Raw genomic sequence first — 20,083 nt, 5'->3', positions numbered from 1 at the left:
GGAAAATTAATGGATGATCTTGGCGAGGAAATCGCGCGCGCGGTCCGAGCGCGTGGTGTTGAAAAACTCATCCTTGCTGCAATCCTCGATGATCTTGCCCTGGTCCATGAAGACGATGCGGTTGGCGACGCGTTTGGCAAAACCCATTTCGTGGGTGACGACCATCATCGTCATGCCTTCCTGCGCCAGGCCCACCATCACGTCGAGCACTTCGTTGATCATCTCCGGGTCGAGCGCCGATGTCGGCTCGTCGAACAGCATGGCGATCGGGTCCATCGACAGCGCGCGGGCGATCGCCACCCTCTGCTGCTGGCCGCCCGACAGCTGGCCGGGGAATTTGTCCTGCTGCGACAGCAGGCCCACGCGGTCCAGGTATTTCAAGCCCTTGGCATTGGCTTCGTCGGCGCTGCGTTTCAACACCTTGATCTGGCCTATCGTCAGATTTTCGCGGATCGACAGGTGCGGGAACAGCTCGAAATTCTGGAACACCATGCCGATGCGCGCGCGCAGTTTGGACAAATTCGTTTTCGGGTCGTTGACGGTGATGCCGTCGACGACGATCTGCCCTTGCTGGATCGGTTCCAGGCCGTTGACGGTCTTGATCAGGGTCGACTTGCCGGAACCGGAAGGACCGCAAATGACCATCACATCGCCCTTGGCAACCTTGGTGGTGCAATCGGTCAGTACCTGGAACTGGCCATACCATTTGCTGACGTTATTGAGTTCAATCATCTTGTTCTTTCTATTGCGGTTAGCGAATGATGGCGACGCGTTTCTGCAGGCGCTTGACGAGGAACGACAAGGCATAGCACAGCACGAAATACACGACGGCGACAAACACGTACATCTCCACCAGGCGGCCGTCGCGCTGCGCGATCTTCGAGGCGGCGCCGACGAAATCGGGGATCGACAGCACGTACACGAGCGACACGTCCTGGAACAGCACGATGGTTTGCGTCAGCAGCACGGGGATCATGTTGCGGAAGGCCTGCGGCAGCACGATGCTGCCCATGGTCTGCCGGTAGTTCATGCCCAGCGCCTGGCCCGCCCACACCTGGCCGCGGGGAATCGACTGTATGCCGCTGCGCATGATCTCGCAATAGTAGGCCGCCTCGAACATGATGAAGGTGATCAGCGCGGACGAGAACGCGCCCACTTTCACGGGCTCGTTGGCGCCGATGATCCAGGCGGCGATATACGGCACCAGAAAATAAAACCAGAAGATCACCAGCACCAGCGGGATCGAGCGTATCAGGTTGACGTAGCTCGACGCCACGCCGGAAATGATGCGGTTGCCGGACAGGCGCATCAGCGCCAGCACGGTGCCCAGCACGATGCCGCCCACCATGGCCAGCGCCGTCAGTTTCAGGGTAAACACCATGCCGGTCTGGAACAGGTAGACCCAGGAACGGGAGATGACATCGAAGTCGAAATTACCGAACATATCAGTGTCCTCCCGTCTTGGCGCCGGCGACGATGAAGCCGGGGATGGCGACCTTTTTCTCGATCAGGTGCATCAGCACGACCACCAGCAGGTTGACGACGATGTAGATGATGGTGGCGGCCGAAAACGCCTCGAATACCTGGAACGAGAATTCCTGGATGGCGCGCGCGCTGGCCGTCAGTTCGATCAGGCCGATCGTCAATGCCACGGAACTGTTTTTGATGATGTTCAAGAACTCGCTGGTCAGCGGCGGCATGATGACGCGCGCGGCCATCGGCAGCAAAATGTAGCGGTAGGTTTGCGGCAGGGTCAGGCCCAGCGCCGTGCCGGCCAGTTTCTGCCCGCGCGGCAGCGCCTCGATGCCCGTCGTCACCTGCACGGCCACGCGCGAGGAAGTGAAAAATCCCAGGCACAAGACAGCGGTGACGAACGGCGCGTTCGGCAGCGACTTGACCCAGGCGCCGAGGTCGGGCGGCAGCAGTTCCGGCATGACGAAATACCAGAGGAACATCTGCACCAGCAACGGCACGTTGCGGAACAATTCGACATACGCATTGGCCACGCCCACCAGCCATTTATTCGGCAGGGTGCGCACCGTGCCGATCACCAGGCCCAGGATCAGGGCCATGATCCACGCCGCGCCGGCCGTGGCCAGGGTCCAGATCAAGCCGGACCACAGGGTGTCCATGTACGTGCCGACGCCATCGGGAGACATCTCCCAGAAGATGCGCCAATTCCAGTTGTAATTCATGATCTTCCTTCCCGTGCAGCCCGAGGACGGCGGCCAGCCGGCCGCCCGCCCCGCAAATGAAACGGGAGGCTTGCGCCCCCCGGTTTGTTACGCAGTCTTGTTACTTTTTCCGTTTGTCCGATGTCTTCTGCGCTTCGGGCACGGCCGCATACGCGGCCGGATCACCGGAGTCGGTCGGGTTCATGAACACGGCCTTCAGTTGCGGCGGCATGGGGAATTTCAGGTTGATGTTTTTCGGCGGGATCGGCGAGGTAAACCATTTCGCGTAGATGCGGTTGATGTCTTCGCTCTTGTACAGGCGGATCAGCGCGTCGTCGACGACCTTCTTGAAGGCCGGGTCGCCCTTGCGCAGCATGATGCCATACGGCTCGACGGACAGCGCTTCCTTGGTGATTTCGTAGTCGTTCGGATTCTTCGAATTGGCCACCTGCGAGGCCAGCAGGATGTCGTCGTTGGCTTCCGCCACCGCGCGGCCCGTTTCCAGCATCAGGAACGATTCGGGATGGTCCTTGCCGACGGCAATCGTCATGCCCAGGTTCTTTTCCTTGTTCAGGATGGTCATCTGCTTGATGGTGGAGGTGCCGGCCGTGGCGACGAGGGTCTTGCCGCGCAAGTCTTCCAGGGTCTTGATGTTCGAGGATTTTTTCGACAGCACGCGGTTGCCGATGACGAACATGGTCGGGGCGAATGCCACCTGCTGCTGGCGCTCCAGGTTGTTCGTGGTGGAGCCGCATTCGAGGTCGATGGTGCCGTTGGCCATCAGTGGAATGCGGTTGGCCGAGGTGACGGGGCTCATCACCACTTTCAGTTCGCTCATGCCCAGGTGCTTTTGCAGGGCCGTGACGACTTTCATGCACAGGTCGATCGAATAGCCTTGATATTGCTGCTTGTCATCGAGATAGGAGAAGGGCACGGAGCCGTCGCGCACGCCGAGGGTGACGGAACCGGCTTTCTTGATCTTGGCCAAGGTGCCCGTCAATTCCTGGGCCTGGACGGGCGCCATGCTGCCGATGACGCCGACGCTGAGCAGTGTGGCGATGATTTTGGTCAATTTCATAAATTCTCCTGGGCGGACAAACCGGATAGATTCCGAACGAAACAACTGTGGTGCAAACGCCACCAATGGAATTAATTTTATTTCATTTTCAGCGCCGGACTAGCCGTTTTCTGTGATTGCCCGCAAATAGGCGCTATCCGCGCGCCGGAATCGGCTTGCCTGTAGCATTTTTCCTACTGATTTCCCCTTGCCGATTTATTTTGCCGGCGCCAAGCCCGCCAAGGCGTCCTCTTGCGCCTCGTCATCCATGTTTGCCTGCTGGCGTTGCCACATCTGCGCGTACAAGCCGTCGGCCGCCAGCAGTTGCGGATGCGTGCCCCGCTCGACGATGCGGCCATGGTCGAGCACCAGGATTTGCTGGGCGTCGGCCACCGTCGACAGCCGGTGCGCAATCACCAAAGTGGTGCGGTTCTTGGCGATTTCCTTCAGCTGCGACTGGATGGCCTGCTCGGCCTTCGAATCGAGCGCCGACGTGGCTTCGTCGAAGATCAGGATGGCCGGATCTTTCAGCAGGGTGCGGGCGATGGCCACGCGCTGCTTTTCGCCGCCCGACAGTTTCAAGCCCCGCTCGCCCACCATGGAGTTATAACCATCCGGCAAGCTTTCAATAAAGTCATGGATCGACGCGGCCTTGGCCGCCGCCACGATGGCGTCCTTACTGGCGCCCGGCTTGCCGTAGGCGATGTTGTATTCGATGGTGTCGTTGAACAGCACCGTATCCTGCGGCACGATGCCGATGGCCGCACGCAGGGAATCCTGCGTGATTGCCCGCAAGTCCTGGCCATCGATGGTGATGCCGCCGCCATCGACTTCATAGAAGCGGAACAGCAAACGCGACAGGGTCGACTTGCCCGAGCCGCTATGCCCCACCACGGCCGTGGTAGTGCCGGCGGGTATCTGGAAATCCACGTCGAACAGGATTTGCCGCTTGGCTTCATAGCTGAAATCCACGTGCGCAAAACGCACGGCCGCGCCCCGCGTGACGAGCGGTTTGGCGTCCGGCGTATCGGCGATTTCGCGGTTTTCGTTCAGCAGGGAAAACAATCGCTCCATGTCGGCCAGGCTTTGCTTGATTTCGCGGTAGATCACCCCCAGGAAATTGAGGGGAATATACAGCTGGATCATGAACGCGTTCACCAGCACCAGGTCGCCCAGGGTCATCGTGCCGGCGATCACGCCCACGGTGGCGCGCCACAGGATCAAGGTGACGGCCGTGGCGATGATCAGCGACTGGCCCGTATTGAGCAGGGACAGGGAAGTCTGCGATTTGACGGCGGCCGATTCATAGCGCTGCAAGCCCTCGTCATAACGCTTGGCTTCGTAATCCTCGTTGCCGAAATATTTTACGGTTTCATAGTTGATCAGCGAATCGATGGCCTTGGTATTCGCCTTCGAATCGAGGTCGTTCATGGTGCGGCGGAAATGCGTGCGCCAGTTCGTCACCAGCACGGTAAACGCGATGTAGGACACCAGTGCCACCGCCGTGATCACGGTGAACCAGATATCGTAATGCAAGACCAGATAGCCGAGCACGAGGGTGATTTCCACCAGGGTCGGCAAGATGTTGAACAGGGTATAGGAAATGAGCGAACCGACACTGCGCGTGCCCCGTTCGATATCGCGCGTCATGCCGCCCGTCTGGCGGTTCAGGTGGAACCGCAGCGACAAGGCATGCAGGTGGCGGAACACTTGCAGGGCGATGGTGCGCACGGCGCGCTGCGTCACCCTGGCGAACAGGAATTCGCGCAATTCCGTAAACAAGGTCGTCGACAGGCGCAGCAAGCCGTAGGCCACCAGCAAGCCGACGGGCAGCACCAGCAGCGCTTGCGGATGCGCCGCCGTGATGGTCATGGCGTCGACGAGTTTTTTCAGGATCAGGGGCACGCCGACGTTGGCCAGCTTGGCGCCCACCAGGCATAGCAGCGCCAGCAATACTCGCCATTTGTAGACCCACAGGTACGGCAGCAAGGTCTTGATGGTGGCGAAATCGCTGTGGCTGGCGGAAGCGGGCGAGCGGGGTGGGGGGGGAGTCTGGGAACGGCGCATGGCGAAGGTCGGCTTTTTATGGTTCAATCGCAGCAATTGTAGCCTTTCATGAGAATAAAAGATGAGCACCTCCCCCGCCCGCCCCGACAACTGCCTCGCCTCCGGCCTGCCCGCCGGGAAAATGCCCGAACTGCGCATGATGCCCGCGCCGTCGGACGCCAATGTGTACGGCGACGTCTTCGGCGGCTGGATCATGGCGCAAGTCGATATCGCCGGTTCCCTGCCGGCCACGCGGCGCGCCAACGGCCGTGTCGCCACCATCGCCGTCAACTCCTTCGTCTTTAAAAACCCTGTCTTCGTCGGCGATCTGCTCTCCTTCTACGCCGACATTGTCAAGGTCGGCAATACATCCATCACCGTCAACGTGGAAGTGTATGCCGAGCGCAACCGGCTGCAGGCATGCATCGTGAAGGTCACGGAAGCGACCCTGATCTACGTGGCGACGGATTCCGACCGCAAGCCGCGCAAGGTGCCGCCGATCGAGACCTTGTTGGCGTCTTGATTGTCGTAATCACTCCACACCATGGATAGCCAGCGCCGCATCTTCTTGCTGAGCGCTGCGCGCATCACGGCGCTGGCCGCGGCCGGCGCCGTGCTGTCCGGTTCCAGCGCCGGTGCCGCCACGCGCCTGAACGGCACGGCGTACCCGTTTGCGCTCGGCGTCGCCTCCGGTTCGCCGCTGCCCGATGCGGTGGTGCTGTGGACGCGCATCTGCTACGACCCGCTGCAGGCCGGCGCCACGCCGCCCATCGCCCTGAACCTGCGCTGGGAAGTGGCCGATGACGAGGCGTTCCGGCGCATCGTCGCCAAGGGGCAGGCGACGGCCACGCCGGCCCTGGCGCACAGCGTGCACGTCGACGTGGGCGGCCTGGCGCCCGGACGCTGGTACTGGTACCGTTTTCTCTTTGGCGACGCCGTCAGTCCCGTGGGCCGCACGCGCACGGCGCCCGCCGCCGATACCTTGCCTGCCTCGCTGAAGCTGGCCGTCGCTTCATGCCAGCACTGGGAATTCGGCGCCTACGCGGCGCACCGGCATATCGCGGCGGCCGCGCCCGACCTGGTGGCCTTCCTCGGCGACTACATTTACGAGTGGGGACCGTACCAGCTGCAGCATCCGGGCCGGGCCACGCGCACGCATGAAAGTTTTACGCTGGACGAGTACCGCGCCCGCTACGCGCAATACAAGAGCGACCCGGACTTGCAGGGCGCGCACCTGGCCGCGCCGTGGATCGTCACCTGGGACGATCATGAAGTGGCCAACGATTATGCCAACGACCGCGACGAACTGCTGACACCCTCGTTCCTTGCGCGCCGCGCGGCCGCCTACCAGGCGTTTTATGAGCACATGCCGCTGCGCCTGCTGCCGCTGGGGCGACGGGGCTTTGTCGACATGCGCATCTACCAGCGCTACGACTGGGGCCGCCTGGCGCGCTTCCACGTGCTGGACGACCGGCAATACCGCGCCCACCACGCGTGTGCCAAACCGGGCCGCGGCGGCTCGAACTCCGTCACCACGCGCCACTGTCCCGACCTGCTGCAGCCGCAGCGCACGATGCTGGGCGAGGAACAGCAGCGCTGGCTGCAGGACGGTCTCGACAAGTCCCCCGCGCGCTGGAATATCCTGGCCCAGCAAACCCTGATGGCGCAATCGAGCCAGGTGCCCATCCTGCGGCCAGGTGACGAGCGCATCTGGACAGACGGCTGGGATGGCTATCCGCTGGCGCGCCAGCGCCTGCTCGACGCCGTGCAAAGCAGCCAGGCCAGCAATCCCCTGGTGCTGTCGGGCGACGTGCACACGTTTTATGCGACCGAATTGAGCCGCAATGCCATGCGCCCCGCCAGCAAGGACAATCCCGTGCTGGCCACGGAATTTTGCGGCACGTCCATCACCTCGAGTTCACGCCCGCAGGCGCGCACGGCCGAGTACGTGGCGATGAACCCGCACATCCGCTACGGCCGCAGCGACAAGCGCGGCTACATGCTGCTGGAAATCACGCCAGAGAAAACGACGACCCTGTTCCAGGGCCTGGAGAATGTGCGCGACAGCGCGTCCCCCATCGCGACACTGGCCAGCTTTACCGTGCAGGACGGCAAGGCTGGCGTGCAGCCAGGCTAGCAAATGCTTTTCAAGGCATCGCGGTAGCGCCGGCTGACGGGCACTTCACCGCCCGTGGCCAGCACGGCGCGCGCATCGCCCGATTCCAGCGGCACGATGCTCCGCACAAAGTCCAGGTTGACGATGTAGCTGCGGTGCACGCGCACGTAGCGCCTGCCGTCCAGGCGGCGCTCGATGGCGGCCATGGTCGAGCGCAGCGGGTAGTCGTGGCCGCGCACGTGCAGATTCACATAATTGCCCCAGGCCTGTATCCATTCGATGTCGGCGGCCGGCAGCAGGAAATCCTTGCCCAGCTTGCGTACCAGGAAGCGCTCGGGCTGCTCCACCGGTTCCACGGCCGGCCCTTCGTCCGGTTCACCCAGCAAAGTCGCCTCGCCTTGCCAGCGCATCAGCAGCAACTGGTAAAAGCCCACGACCAGCAGGACGAGGAAGTAAGCGCGCACATCTTTCACATATTCATACGGCAGTTCGCGCCACCAGGCGCCGAAATCGTAGTGGCCGCCCTGGCTCCAGTACGCCAGCTTGCGCAAGGCCACCATGGCCGCCACGTGCACCAGGCTGTACACGACCGAGGCGGCCAGGTGCCAGCGCAGGTTTTGCCGCTGGAACACCAGGTGCAGGGGCCGGACCTGGCCCGCCACGATCACCACGGGCACCAGCGCCAGCAAGACCAGGTTGCTGCTCCACTCCCACACCGCCACTTCCCAGAACGGCGTGGCGAGCCCGGCGCGCCGCAGGTCCAGCCACACCAGCCAGCTGTTCACGCCGGCCTGCAGCAGATACAGCACGATCCAGAATCCCGGCTCGGCCACGCGGCGCCAGCGTTGATAACGTTGCAACAGGTCGGTGGAAGAAACGTGCATGGATTCAAAGGGTGGATTAGTTGCATGATTGTAACGTCCCACGCCCGTCCCGGGCCGGCCATTTGTCCCAGCCAGCCGTCCGCTGGTCCCATTTCGCTGGCAGCCAGGCCCGCCGCTGCCTATGCTGGGCCTTCCTTCACCCTACCCTCACCCATCATGAGCCTAGCTTCCCGCCGTCACGATATCGACGCCCTGCGCTTTCTCGTCTTCAGCCTGCTGATTGTCTATCACACCGCCCTGGTGTACATGGATGGCTGGAATTTTCATCTGCACAGCAGCTACGCCACCGATGCCTTGAACATGCCGCTGGTCTTCCTCAACCGCTGGCGCATGGAAATCGTCTTCCTCGTTTCCGGCGTCTCGTGCGCCATGATGACGCAGCACACACGCGGCGCCTTCCTGTGGCGCCGGCTCAAGCGCCTGCTGCTGCCACTGCTGTTCGGCATGGCCGTCATCATTCCCATCCAGCCCTACTGCGAAGGCGTCAGCAAGGGCCTGGTCGAGCCTGGCTATGGGCAGTTTCTGCTGCATTACTTTGGCGGTTATGCCTGGCCGGCGGGCGCCTTCGATGGCTGGCAATATGGTTTTACCTGGAACCATCTGTGGTACCTCGTGTACTTGCTGCTATACACCATCGTCCTGGTGGCGGTGCAACCGCTGCTGGGGGCCCTGCGTCCCCTGTTCCTGCGCCTGCGCGGATGGCGTTTGCTGGTCTTGCCGGCCCTGCCCGCCCTGGCGGCCATGGTCTTCCTGAAGCTGCGCTATCCGGAAACCCATGCGGTGGTGCGCGACTGGTATGCACACGCCATGTATTTCACGATGTTCGTGTATGGCTGGTGGCTGGGCAATGACAAGGGGCTGTGGGCGGAACTGGCGCGCCTGCGCTGGCATGCACTGTGGCTGGGCCTGGCTGCGTTTGCCGTGTACATGGTGTTCGATCAGATCTATTCGGAGAATTTGCTGACCTGGGCGTCGGCCGGCTCCTGGCCCATGCGCAACCTGTACATGTGGCTGGCCATTTGCGCCATCCTGGGCTGGGCGCACACCTTGCTGAATCAACCTTTTACCTGGCTGCCATGGGCGCGCCAGGCGGTCTTTCCCTGGTACATCTTGCACCAGAGCGCCATCATTGTGCTGGCCTATTGGCTGGTGCCGCTGCGACTGGGCCCGGTGCTCGAACCCTTGCTGATCCTGACCGGCACGGTGGCCATCTGCTGGCTGGGCACCTCGCTGGTGATCAGCAAGGTCCACTGGCTGCGTCCCTGCTTCGGCTTGCCCGCCCAGCCGAGGAAAGTCTTGGCGGGGGGCACGGCCTTGCCGGCGAATTAAGCGACTTTCTTTTCGTCGCGTAACTGACGGCGCAAGATCTTGCCGACGTTGGTTTTCGGCAATTCGTCGCGGAACTCGATGTATTTCGGTTTCTTATATGCCGTCAGTTCATGCTTGCAATGCTCGCGGATCTGTTCCACCGTCAAGTTCGGATCCTTGCGCACGACAAACACCTTCACGGCTTCGCCGGAGTTGGCGTCCGGCACGCCGATGCATGCGCATTCCAGCACGCCAGGGCACGAAGCGACCACGTCTTCCACCTCGTTCGGATAGACATTGAAGCCGGAAACGATGATCATGTCTTTCTTGCGGTCGACGATCTTCACATAGCCGCGCTCGTCCATGATGCCCACGTCGCCCGTCTTGAAGAAGCCGTCGGCCGTCATCGACTTGGCCGTCTCGTCCGGACGCTGCCAGTAGCCGGCCATGACTTGCGGGCCACGTACGGCGATTTCGCCCGGTTCGCCCAGCGGCACTTCGACGCCGTCGTCGTTCAGGATCGCCACCTCGGTCGACGGGAAAGGCAAGCCGATGGTACCCGTGAATTCCGTGATATCGACGCGGTTGCCCGTCACCACGGGCGACGTTTCCGACATGCCATAGCCTTCGATCAGCGGGCAACCCGTGAGTTTCAGCCAGCGTTCGGCGACACTGCGCTGCAAGGCCATGCCGCCGCCATTGCACACCTTGTAGCTGGAGAAATCGAGCTTGGCGAAGTCCGCATTGTTCAGCAGCGCGTTGTACAAGGTATTGACGGCCGGGAAGACAACGATCTTGTGCTTGGCCAGCTCCTTGACGAAGCCGGGAATGTCGCGCGGGTTCGGGATCAGCACGCTCATGCCGCCCAGGCGCATGCCCATCAGGGCGCTGACCGTCAGCGAATAGATGTGATACAGGGGCAGCGCGCACATGAAGCCCATCGAGGTGGCGCGCATTTCAGGCGTCATCACGGGCGACATCCACGCCTCGTTTTGCAGCACGTTGGCGATCACGTTACGGTGCAACAACATGGCGCCTTTCGACACGCCCGTCGTGCCGCCCGTGTATTGCAGGAAGACGATGTCGTCATGCCCCTGCTGCACGGGTGTCAGGGTCAGGCGCGCGCCTTCGGCCAGCACCTTGTTGAAACTGATGGCGCTTGGCAAGGAAAACGCGGGCACCATTTTCTTGATCTTGCGCACGACGAAGTTGACGATAGCCCCCTTCAAACCGCCCAGCATGTCGCCCATGCTGGCAACGATCACATGCTTGACCTGCGTGTGCGGCAACACCTGCTCGACCGTCGTGGCGAAGTTTTCCAGCACGATGATCGCTTCGCTGCCTGAATCGATCAGCTGATGCTGCAGTTCGCGCGGCGTGTACAGCGGATTGACGTTGACCACCGTGTAGCCGGCACGCAAGATCGCCGCCATGGCCACCGGATATTGCAGCACGTTCGGCAGCATGATCGCCACGCGTGCGCCCGTCTTCAAGCCACGGCTTTGCAGCCAAGCGCCCATCTGCCGCGACAGCTGGTCGAGCTCGCGGTAGGTGAGGAATTTATCCATGCACACGAAAGCGTTGCGGTCCGCATACTTCTGGAACGACTCTTCCAGCAAATGCGTGACAGAACGGTATTGCGTGCAGTCAATCTCTGCGGGAACGCTGTCCGGGTACGACTTCAACCAAATCTTGTCCATCTATGCCTCATCTTTATCTGTATGAAAGGGTGCGCAGCCTGGTGCGCGCACCCTGCACTGTTTATGCTGCTATCTTCGTTTCGTCACGCAGGGCGCGACGCAAAATCTTGCCGACATTGGTCTTCGGCAGTTCATCACGGAACTCGATATATTTCGGCCGCTTGTAGCCCGTGAATTGTTCCTTGCAATACGCCATCAATGTTTCCGTTGTCAGGTTCGGATCCTTGCGCACGATAAACACTTTCACGGCTTCACCCGAATGTTCGTCCGGCACCCCCACGCAGGCGCACTCGAGCACGCCCGGATGGGCCGCGATGACGGCCTCGACCTCGTTCGGATACACATTGAAGCCGGAGACGAGAATCATGTCTTTCTTGCGATCGACGATCTTCACGTAGCCGCGTTCATCCATGATGCCCACGTCGCCCGACTTGAAATAACCGTCCGGTGTCATGACCTTGGCCGTTTCATCGGGACGGTTCCAGTAGCCGCTCATCACTTGCGGGCCGCGGATGGCGATCTCGCCCGTTTGTCCCAGCGGCACCTCCTTGCCGTCGTCATCGAGGATGGCGATATCGGTCGATGGCACGGGCAAGCCGATGGTGCCGGAAAACGCCGTGCTGTCGGCGCGGTTGCAGGTGGCGACGGGCGACGTTTCCGACAGGCCATAGCCTTCGATGATGGACACGCCCGTCACTTGCAGCCACTTGTCGTTGACGGCTTGCTGCACTGCCATGCCGCCGCCATTGGCGATCTTCAGGCCCGAGAAATCCAGCTTGGCGAAATCGGGGTGATTGACCAGCGCGTTATACAGGGTATTTACCGCTGGCAACAGATTGAATTTGTATTTGCCCAGCTCCTTGATCAGGCCCGGGATATCGCGCGGATTCGGAATCAGGACATTCAAGGCGCCCACGCGCGTGCCCCACAGCGCGCACGCCGTCAGGGCAAAGATATGGTACAGCGGCAAGGCGCACACGACGATCAGCTGTTCCTTGCTGTTCTGGTCCAGCGCCGCGCCCGACCATGCTTCGCCCTGCAGCACGTTGGCGATCACGTTGCGGTGGCTCAGCGTGGCGCCCTTCGACACGCCCGTGGTGCCGCCCGTGTATTGCAGGAAAGCGGGATCGGTGATGCTCAGCTCGACGGGCGTGAGCTTCATGCGGCCGCCCAGCGACAAGGCTTGCTTGAAGCGCATGGCATTCGGCAAGGAATACGCGGGCACCATCTTCTTGACGTTGCGCACGACAAAATTGACGATCATGCCTTTCAAGCCGCCCAGCATTTCGCCCATGCTGGCAACGATGATGTGCTTGACGGCCGTCTTGCTCAGCACTTGCTCCAGGGTATGGGCGAAGTTTTCCAGCACGATGATGGCTTCGCTGCCCGAGTCGTTGAGCTGGTGTTCCAGTTCGCGCGGCGTATATAAAGGGTTGACGTTGACCACCGTGTAGCCGGCACGCAGCACGGCGGCGATGGCGACCGGATACTGCAGCACATTGGGCATCATCAGGGCGACGCGCGCGCCCTTCTTCAAGCCACGGCTTTGCAGCCAGGCGCCCAGCTGGCGCGAATAGGTATCGAGTTCGGCGTAGGTGAGAAATTTGTCCATGCAGACATACGCATTGCGGTCCGCATATTTTTGAAACGCTTCTTCCAGCAAATGCACCAGCGAACGATATTGATCAGGATCGATGTCGGCGGGGACGCCGGGAGGATACGACTTCAGCCAAATTTTTTCCATCCTGTGCCTCTTGTCTCGAATAATCGTGGGGGAGCCGACGCACCTTGCCGGCACGGATCATTGCTGCGGATTCTGTCGTCCGGCAGTCAGTTTGAGCATTCTGACGAGCAATTGCTCTATGCTACTAACGCGATGCTATCGGTCGCCGCGCTTCCATGCAAGCGCTTTCAACAGTATTCGAGCGGCAACTCTAGGGGCATTTTATGCTGCATCGCAACATGATAAATACGCTGTTGCAGGATCGCTCGCCCCGGTGTACGGGACAAACTTTACGGGTCAGGGGCTGGACAATTGTTCCAGCACGCGCCTGCGCTCAGGCTTCTTGATCTGAGCCATTGTGTGCACTGCAGCATAAAAAGCACGAAAGTTCTTTTTTTCTTCCAGCAATTTTTTGAAGGCAGGCAAAAATTCATTGTAAGTGGACACGGACGCCAGGTGCGCATTGCTCAACGGCTGCTCGAACCAGCGGTCATAACCGGCGAAACCACCCCAGTTTTGCTTGAGTACCTGATACGCTGCTTTCAGCGCGGCAAACACCTGCGCCTTGCGCGCGCGCTTGTCCGCATCGCTGGCGTCGCTGGCATACACGGCGTCCAGTTCGCCCCGGTAATGCAGCAGCAGGGCGAGGAAATCCTGGCGCCGTGCCGCGTACTGGGCGTAGGCCGCGCGCATCGCCTCATTGCCCTCGCGCGCCAGCCAGCGCTGCACGCCCGCTTCTTCCACGGCGCTGGCAAACGATTCATTGAAGGCCGAATCGCCGGGCACGTACACGACCTGATGCGCCAGTTCGTGAAAGATCAGGCGGGCCAGTTCCGCATCGTTGTAATTGATAAAGGTGGACAGCAAGGGATCGTCGAACCAGCCCAGGGTGGAATACGCGGGCACGCCGCCCACTTGCACGTCGTAGTGCTGGGCGCGCAACTCCTCGGCATAGGCCAGCGCCTCATCCTTGCTGTAATAGCCGCGGTAATTCACGCAGCCGGCGATGGGGAAACACCATTGCAGGGGCTGCAGCGACAGTTCCGGCGTGGCCACCACGTTCCACAGCACGTAGGGACGGTGCAGCGAGGCATAGTTCTTGTAGCTGCCATTGTCGGGCAAGTCCAGCTCGCTGACGGCGAAGCGGCGGATCTGCTGCGCCTTGGCCAGGCGCACCTTCAGGCGCGGCTCCGTGGCCGGGTCATTCAACCAGTCATCGACGGGACGCGCGCCCGACCACAAGGCATATTGCCCCTGCGCCGCCTGCGTGTAGTAGCGCAACTGCGTGCAGCCGCCCAGCAGCAGGCACAAGGTGCCGACAAGCAGGCGGGCGGGCCAGCGCACCGGGGACGTCACGTCAGGCAACCTTTTCCACTTCGACCAGCGTGTCGTAGAAGGTCGGCGCGCGGCCCATGTCCGTCAGGCGCTGGCTGGTCACTTCATTGGCGTTCTTGCCGTCGCTGGCGAGTTTCTTCCACCACACGGACAGGCCCACCACCAGGCCAGGACGGGCCTTGTCCGTGACCCTGGCCTTGGCCACGAAGCTGCCGCGGTCATTGAAGATGCGCACCATGTCGCCGGCCGCGATGCCGCGCGCGGCGCAATCGTCAGGATGGATATCGAGGTGCGGCTCGCCCTCGGCCGCGCGCAGGCTTTTCACGTTCACAAAAGTGGAATTCAAGAAATTGCGCGCCGGCGGGGAAATCATCGCCAGCGGGAAGCGCGCCGCCAGGGTGGGATTGCTGGCCTGCGATTCATACGGTGCAATATACGCGGGCAAGGGGTCGAGTCCCGCCTGCGCCATGGCGCTGGAATACAACTCGCACTTGCCCGATGGCGTGGGAAAGCCGCCCGTGGCGAACGGCGCATCGGGCATGGCCAGTTTTTGCCAGCCCGTGCGTTTCAGCGATTCCCAGTCGAAATGCACGGCGCGCGCATCCTTGTTGTCGAATGCCTGTGCAGCCAGCGCGTCGTCGCTTTCCTGGAAGCACGGATCGTCAAAGCCCATGTGCTGCGCCAGCAGGCGGAAGATTTCCGTATTCGCCTTCGCTTCGCCCAGCGGCGCCACGGCCGCGTTGTTCGCCATCATGTACAGATGGCCGTAGGTGGCATGCGCATCGACGTGTTCCAGCTGCGTGGTGGCGGGCAGCACGATGTCGGCGTAGTCGACGGTGTCCGTCTGGAAGTGCTCGAGCACGACGGTAAACAAATCCTCGCGGGCAAAACCTTGCGCCACTTTCGAGGAGTCGGGCGCCACCGCAAGCGGATTCGCGTTGTAGACGATCACGGCTTCCACTTGCGGACCGAACGCGGGCGAGCTGGCTTTCAATAAATCATCGCCGATGGTGCTCATGTTGATCGTGCGCGGCGTGCCTTTGAGCAAATCGGGACGCTGCAAGGCCTTGCGGTTGATGGGGAAAGAACCCGAGCTCGACAGCTGCATGCCGCCGGCCGCATGGCGCCAGGCGCCCGTCAGGGCCGGCAGGCAGGCGATATTACGCACGGCCATGCCGCCGCCATGCACGCGCTGCACGCCGTAGTTGGCGCGGATGGCTGCGCCGTCGCCGTTGCGGCAGGTCTGGCCATACAGGCACGCCAGCGCCACCACTTCCGCGGACGTGATACCGCACACTTCGGCCACGCGCTCGGGCGGCCATTCCAGGGCCCGCTGTTTCAGTTCAGCATAACCTATGGTGTACTGCGCAATATAGTCATGGTCGACCAGCTCTTCCGTGATCAAGACATGCATCAGGCCCAGCGCCAGGGCCGCATCGGTACCGGGCAGCAAGGCGATGTGCTGATGGCATTTCTCGGCCGTCAGCGAGCGGTAGGGATCGATGGCGATCAGGGTCGCGCCATTGCGCTTGGCTTCCTGCGCGCGCATCCAGAAGTGCAAATTCGAAGCGATCGGATTGCCGCCCCAGATGATGATCAATTTCGCGTTCTGGAACTGCTCCAGGTCCGTGCCGATGCTGGCGCCCACCGTGTAGCGGTAGCCCGTGGCGCCGGCCGAGGCGCAGATGGTGCGGTCCAGCAGGGACGCACCCAGCTGGTTGAAAAAACGCGAGGACATCGATTCGCCCTGCACCAGGCCCATGGTGCCGCAGTAGCTGTATGGCAAGATCGCCTGCGGATCGCGCGCGGCGATCGGTTTCAAGCGGGCCGCGATGGTCGCCAGCGCCTCATCCCAGCTGATGCGCTCGAACTTGCCTTCGCCCTTCTTGCCCACGCGGCGCAGCGGGGTCAGCAAGCGGTCCGCATGGTAGGTGCGCTCCGTGAAGCGCGAGACCTTGGTGCACAGCACGCCCGCCGTGGTCGGATGGTCGGGATCGCCCTTGACCGCCGTGGCGACCCCATCGGTCACCGTGACCAGCAGGGCACACGTATCGGGGCAATCGAGCGGGCAGGCGGCCCGCACTTGGGTGGTGGTCATGGGTCATCCAGAAAACGGTGGCGGAAGGCGATACTGTAAACCATTCCGCCTGCTTGCTGTTGCTGGCAGGGCAAGCTCGGCCGTGCGCTGGATTTACCCGGCGAACAAGGGCTACAATGCATCATTAGCCGCACCTGTTTTTGATCAAACATGGGCGGTCCGGCGCGCCCTACATGGCTGCGCGCCAGCATCCACAGGAGAGTCCGATGAAACTAGTTGATCCCATCTTGGCGTTTCAATCCGAGCTGCAAGGCATACGCCGCGACCTGCACGCGCATCCCGAGCTGTGCTACGAAGAACAGCGCACCTCGGACGTGGTCGCCGCCAAACTGACGGAATGGGGCATTCCCGTGGTACGCGGCCTGGGCCGCACTGGCGTGGTCGGCATCATCCAGAATGGCACATCGCAGCGCGCCATCGGCTTGCGCGCCGACATGGATGCCTTGCCCATGCAGGAAATGAATACTTTCGAGCACGCCTCGCGCCATCCAGGCAAGATGCACGCCTGCGGCCATGATGGCCACACTGCCATGCTGCTCGGTGCCGCCCATTACCTGTCGCAGCACCGCCATTTCGACGGTACCGTGTACCTGGTGTTCCAGCCGGCCGAAGAAGGCGGCGCCGGCGCGCGTGAAATGATAGCGGATGGCCTGTTCACACGCTTTCCCATGGATGCCATCTACGGCATGCACAACTGGCCAGGCGCGGAAACGGGCACGCTGAGCGTGGTGGAAGGCCCGATGATGGCTTCCAGCAATGAATTCCACGTCACCGTCAAAGGCAAGGGCGCGCATGCGGCCCAGCCCCACAAGGGCATCGATCCCGTGATGGTGGCCGTGCAGATCGCGCAAAGCTGGCAAACCGTCATCACGCGCAACAAGAGCCCGCTCGATACAGCCGTGCTGTCGATCACGCAAATCCACGCGGGCAGCGCCACCAATGTGATTCCCGACGACGCCAGCCTGGTCGGCACCGTGCGCACCTTCACGACGCCCGTGCTGGACTTGATCGAAGAGCGCATGCGCGACATCGCCGTGCACACGGCCGCCGCCTTTGGCGCGGAAGTCGAGTTTCATTTCAAGCGCAACTATCCGCCGCTGGTCAACCATGCGAAGGAAACGGCGTTTGCTGTGGAAGTTATGAAGAGCGTGGTGGGCGCCGACAAGGTCAACGCCAACGTCGAACCGACCATGGGTGCGGAAGACTTCGCCTTTTTCCTGCAAGAAAAGGCCGGCTGCTATATTTTCATCGGCAATGGCGATGGCGATCACCGCGACGGCGGCCATGGCCTGGGGCCGTGCGTCTTGCACAACGGCAGCTACGACTTCAACGACAATCTGCTGCCGATCGGCGCCAGTTTCTGGGTCAAGCTGGCAGAGGCCAGCCTGCCCTCCGCTTAACCGGAAGTCAACTGAGCTGGTCCGGGCCGTCACCCAGGCGCCGGCCCGGATTCAGCGCTTCCAGGGCCAGCAAGGCAGCCGCGTGGTCCGCCGTCGGATACGTCCCGGCGATGCTTTCATAGCGCTGCGTCACCAGCTGCGTCACCGGCAAGGTGACGTGCGCCGCCTCGGCGGCCGCGAGGATATTGTGCATGTCCTTGATCTGGCTCTTCACCTGGCCACCGGCCACAAAGTTCCGCTCCAGCATGCGCTGGCCATGCACGTCCAAAATCTTGCTCTCGGCAAAGCCACCGCGGATCGCCGCGCGCACGGCCGCCGCGTCGGCACCGGCGGCCTGGGCCAGCAGCAAGGCCTCGGCGACGATATTCAAGGTCCCGCCCACGATCAATTGATTGCACAGTTTGGCCACCTGGCCGCTGCCGGCAGGTCCCACGAGGGTCGGGCGTCCCATTGCCGACAATATCGGTTCCACGCGGGCGTAATCCTTGGCGCTGGCGCCGGCCATGATGGCCAGGGTGCCCGCCTGAGCCCCGCCGACGCCGCCTGATACGGGCGCGTCAATGAAACCGTGGCCAGCATTCGACAGCCGGACGTGGAATTGCAACGCCTCAGCTTGCTGGGTGGAACTCATGTCGACCCAGATGGCATTGGCCTTTAATGCGGGCAAGGCATCGGCGATGAGCTGTGCGACAACGGGGCCGGCTTCCAGCATCGAGATCACGATATCCGCGTCGAAGACGGCCTCAGGTAATGTGGTGGCGACCCGTGCACCCACCGTTTTCAATACATGGGCCTTGCTTAGCGTGCGATTCCAAACTGTGACAAAATACCCAGCTTGCAGCAAACGGCGCGCCATCGGGTCGCCCATCAGGCCTATACCAAGGAAGGCGATCTTTGTAGAGAATGTCACTGCAGCTCCTATTGCCAAAAATTAAGTTATTGTAAGAATTGGTTCTATGTTCGGCAATTCCACTACAATCAGCCGCGCACTACCGATGGCTAGTGCGTATACCGTTGGCTAATTTTACGATGAAAGAAGATATGTCCTATCAGAATCAAGTATTAAAATCCCTGGCGCTTGCCGCCGCATTGCTGGCCAGCCACTCGGCCTTCGCAGCGGACGACAAACTGATCGACTCCGTCTACGGCGAGTATGCCAAAGGGGTGAAGGTGCAAATGGTGCGCGCGGGCGTCACCTCAAACTGGGATAAAGCCTGGTTTGTATCGAATGGCACGCAACTGAGCGGTTACTGGGATGCCAGCATCGGCGGCTGGGATGGCAAGAGTTATCGCAATGTCCCTGGCCAGCATCAAAAACTGTGGGATCTGGGCTTTACGCCTGTATTCCGCTTTGAAAATACGAACAAGCTGGGCTTTTATGCGGAAGGCGGCATTGGCGTGCACATGCTGTCGAAACTGTACGATAACGATGATAACCGTTTGTCGACGCACTTCCAGTTCGGCGACCACATCGGCGTCGGCTATATCTTCAATAACAAATGGGAAGTCGCTGCGAAGATCCAGCATTTCTCGAACGGCGGCTACAAGAAACCGAATAGCGGCGTCAATTACATGAACGTCAAAGTCGCTTACCATTTCTAATGGGCCAGCGAATCAGCACAAGCACCGCCTAGCGGTGCTTTTTTTTCGGCTGCTGAACAGCCGGGGTCAGCCCCTCCATGCCGCAAACGCAGGGGCTTGCGCGCTCGCCCATGGGGGTCTGCCCCCAGCCTTTGCCGTTGGGTGGCCCCGACAAATCACCAGACGAAAAAAAACCCGACCATTGCTGATCGGGTTTTTCTCTTACTGCGAATAACAAGCCTGACGATAACCTACTTTCACACTGGTTGCAGCACTATCATCGGCGCAAAGTTGTTTCACGGTCCTGTTCGGGATGGGAAGGGGTGGGACCAACTTGCTATGGTCATCAGGCATAACTTGTAATGACGCTTGTTCTCAGTTGAGCAACAAGGCCATGAATCTGGAAGAAGCAAAGATTGGGGGTAATGAATGGTATCAACACACACGCAACGTTGTACTGTCTTATCCTCTGTACCTGCTAAGGTTATAGGGACAAGCCGTACGGGCAATTAGTACTGGTTAGCTTAATGCATTACTGCACTTCCACACCCAGCCTATCAACGTCCTGGTCTCGAACGACCCTTCAAAGAGCTCAAGGCTCTGGGAAATCTCATCTCAAGGCAAGTTTCCCGCTTAGATGCTTTCAGCGGTTATCTCTTCC

Annotated in this window: 16 protein-coding genes and 2 rRNA genes; 5 read left to right on the top strand and 13 right to left on the bottom strand. The window is 61.2% G+C overall.

The features are described 5' to 3' along the window. Nucleotides 1–6 precede the first annotated feature (6 nt). The 5 genes from BM193_RS24845 to BM193_RS24825 all read right to left on the bottom strand — a co-directional run bounded on the left by BM193_RS24845 (nucleotide 7) and on the right by BM193_RS24825 (nucleotide 5,298). Complete coding sequence (locus tag BM193_RS24845; RefSeq protein WP_092803038.1) at nucleotides 7–732, bottom strand: amino acid ABC transporter ATP-binding protein; 726 nt, start codon at nucleotides 730–732, stop codon at nucleotides 7–9. 19 nt (nucleotides 733–751) lie between these two features. After that, nucleotides 752–1,444 (bottom strand): amino acid ABC transporter permease, encoded by a 693-nt coding sequence (locus BM193_RS24840; RefSeq protein WP_092803041.1) that lies wholly within the window; start codon nucleotides 1,442–1,444, stop codon nucleotides 752–754. Between the two features lies 1 nt (nucleotide 1,445). Further along, on the bottom strand, nucleotides 1,446–2,195 hold the full coding sequence (locus tag BM193_RS24835) for an amino acid ABC transporter permease (protein ID WP_092803044.1): 750 nt from the start codon (nucleotides 2,193–2,195) through the stop codon (nucleotides 1,446–1,448). A 100-nt stretch (nucleotides 2,196–2,295) separates the two neighbouring features. Next, nucleotides 2,296–3,252, bottom strand: coding sequence for an amino acid ABC transporter substrate-binding protein (locus tag BM193_RS24830; protein ID WP_092803047.1), 957 nt, complete (start codon nucleotides 3,250–3,252; stop codon nucleotides 2,296–2,298). A gap of 195 nt (nucleotides 3,253–3,447) precedes the next feature. Next, nucleotides 3,448–5,298 (bottom strand): ABCB family ABC transporter ATP-binding protein/permease, encoded by a 1,851-nt coding sequence (locus BM193_RS24825; RefSeq protein WP_092803118.1) that lies wholly within the window; start codon nucleotides 5,296–5,298, stop codon nucleotides 3,448–3,450. Nucleotides 5,299–5,359: 61 nt separating this feature from the next. On the opposite strand from BM193_RS24825, the gene BM193_RS24820 reads away from it, so the two are divergent. Further along, nucleotides 5,360–5,800 carry an acyl-CoA thioesterase gene (locus tag BM193_RS24820; RefSeq protein WP_086138644.1) on the top strand — a complete coding sequence of 147 codons (441 nt, stop codon included), beginning with the start codon at nucleotides 5,360–5,362 and terminating at the stop codon, nucleotides 5,798–5,800. Between the two features lie 21 nt (nucleotides 5,801–5,821). Next, complete coding sequence (locus BM193_RS24815) at nucleotides 5,822–7,414, top strand: alkaline phosphatase D family protein (RefSeq protein WP_092803050.1); 1,593 nt, start codon at nucleotides 5,822–5,824, stop codon at nucleotides 7,412–7,414. Here BM193_RS24815 and BM193_RS24810 read toward each other — a convergent pair. Then, entirely contained in the window at nucleotides 7,411–8,277 is an 867-nt protein-coding gene (locus BM193_RS24810) for a LytTR family DNA-binding domain-containing protein (RefSeq protein WP_092803053.1), read from the bottom strand. The genes BM193_RS24815 and BM193_RS24810 overlap by 4 nt on opposite strands. 156 nt (nucleotides 8,278–8,433) lie before the next feature. Here BM193_RS24810 and BM193_RS24805 point away from each other — a divergent pair, with 156 nt between their 5' ends. Continuing rightward, nucleotides 8,434–9,606: an acyltransferase family protein gene (locus BM193_RS24805; protein WP_092803056.1), complete on the top strand. Its 1,173-nt coding sequence runs from the start codon at nucleotides 8,434–8,436 to the stop codon at nucleotides 9,604–9,606. On the opposite strand, the gene BM193_RS24800 is transcribed toward BM193_RS24805, so the two are convergent. The 4 genes from BM193_RS24800 to BM193_RS24785 form a co-directional block, all read right to left on the bottom strand. Next, nucleotides 9,603–11,285, bottom strand: coding sequence for a long-chain fatty acid--CoA ligase (locus tag BM193_RS24800; RefSeq protein ID WP_092803058.1), 1,683 nt, complete (start codon nucleotides 11,283–11,285; stop codon nucleotides 9,603–9,605). The genes BM193_RS24805 and BM193_RS24800 overlap by 4 nt on opposite strands. 61 nt (nucleotides 11,286–11,346) lie before the next feature. Then, a complete protein-coding gene (locus tag BM193_RS24795) occupies nucleotides 11,347–13,029 on the bottom strand; it encodes a long-chain fatty acid--CoA ligase (RefSeq protein ID WP_092803061.1) in 1,683 nt (560 codons plus the stop codon). Nucleotides 13,030–13,305: 276 nt separating this feature from the next. After that, nucleotides 13,306–14,364 (bottom strand): aminopeptidase, encoded by a 1,059-nt coding sequence (locus BM193_RS24790; protein WP_254786408.1) that lies wholly within the window; start codon nucleotides 14,362–14,364, stop codon nucleotides 13,306–13,308. Nucleotide 14,365: 1 nt separating this feature from the next. Next, nucleotides 14,366–16,441 (bottom strand): molybdopterin-containing oxidoreductase family protein, encoded by a 2,076-nt coding sequence (locus BM193_RS24785; protein ID WP_092803064.1) that lies wholly within the window; start codon nucleotides 16,439–16,441, stop codon nucleotides 14,366–14,368. A gap of 206 nt (nucleotides 16,442–16,647) precedes the next feature. Here BM193_RS24785 and BM193_RS24780 point away from each other — a divergent pair, with 206 nt between their 5' ends. After that, nucleotides 16,648–17,841, top strand: coding sequence for a M20 aminoacylase family protein (locus tag BM193_RS24780; protein WP_092803067.1), 1,194 nt, complete (start codon nucleotides 16,648–16,650; stop codon nucleotides 17,839–17,841). A gap of 7 nt (nucleotides 17,842–17,848) precedes the next feature. Here BM193_RS24780 and BM193_RS24775 read toward each other — a convergent pair whose 3' ends face one another. Further along, nucleotides 17,849–18,751, bottom strand: coding sequence for an NAD(P)-dependent oxidoreductase (locus BM193_RS24775; protein ID WP_302848138.1), 903 nt, complete (start codon nucleotides 18,749–18,751; stop codon nucleotides 17,849–17,851). Nucleotides 18,752–18,882: 131 nt separating this feature from the next. Here BM193_RS24775 and BM193_RS24770 point away from each other — a divergent pair, with 131 nt between their 5' ends. Further along, nucleotides 18,883–19,443, top strand: coding sequence for an acyloxyacyl hydrolase (locus tag BM193_RS24770; RefSeq protein WP_092803124.1), 561 nt, complete (start codon nucleotides 18,883–18,885; stop codon nucleotides 19,441–19,443). Between the two features lie 217 nt (nucleotides 19,444–19,660). Here BM193_RS24770 and rrf read toward each other — a convergent pair. Beyond that, nucleotides 19,661–19,773, bottom strand: a 5S ribosomal RNA gene (gene rrf / locus BM193_RS24765). A 137-nt stretch (nucleotides 19,774–19,910) separates the two neighbouring features. After that, nucleotides 19,911–20,083, bottom strand: a 23S ribosomal RNA gene (locus tag BM193_RS24760); the annotation flags it as partial.

Origin of the sequence: Janthinobacterium sp. 344 (genome assembly GCF_900112025.1) — a bacterium.
GTDB lineage: Bacteria > Pseudomonadota > Gammaproteobacteria > Burkholderiales > Burkholderiaceae_D > Janthinobacterium.
Note: the sequence above shows the minus strand (reverse complement) of the source record. Positions and strands in the feature narration are given on the sequence as shown.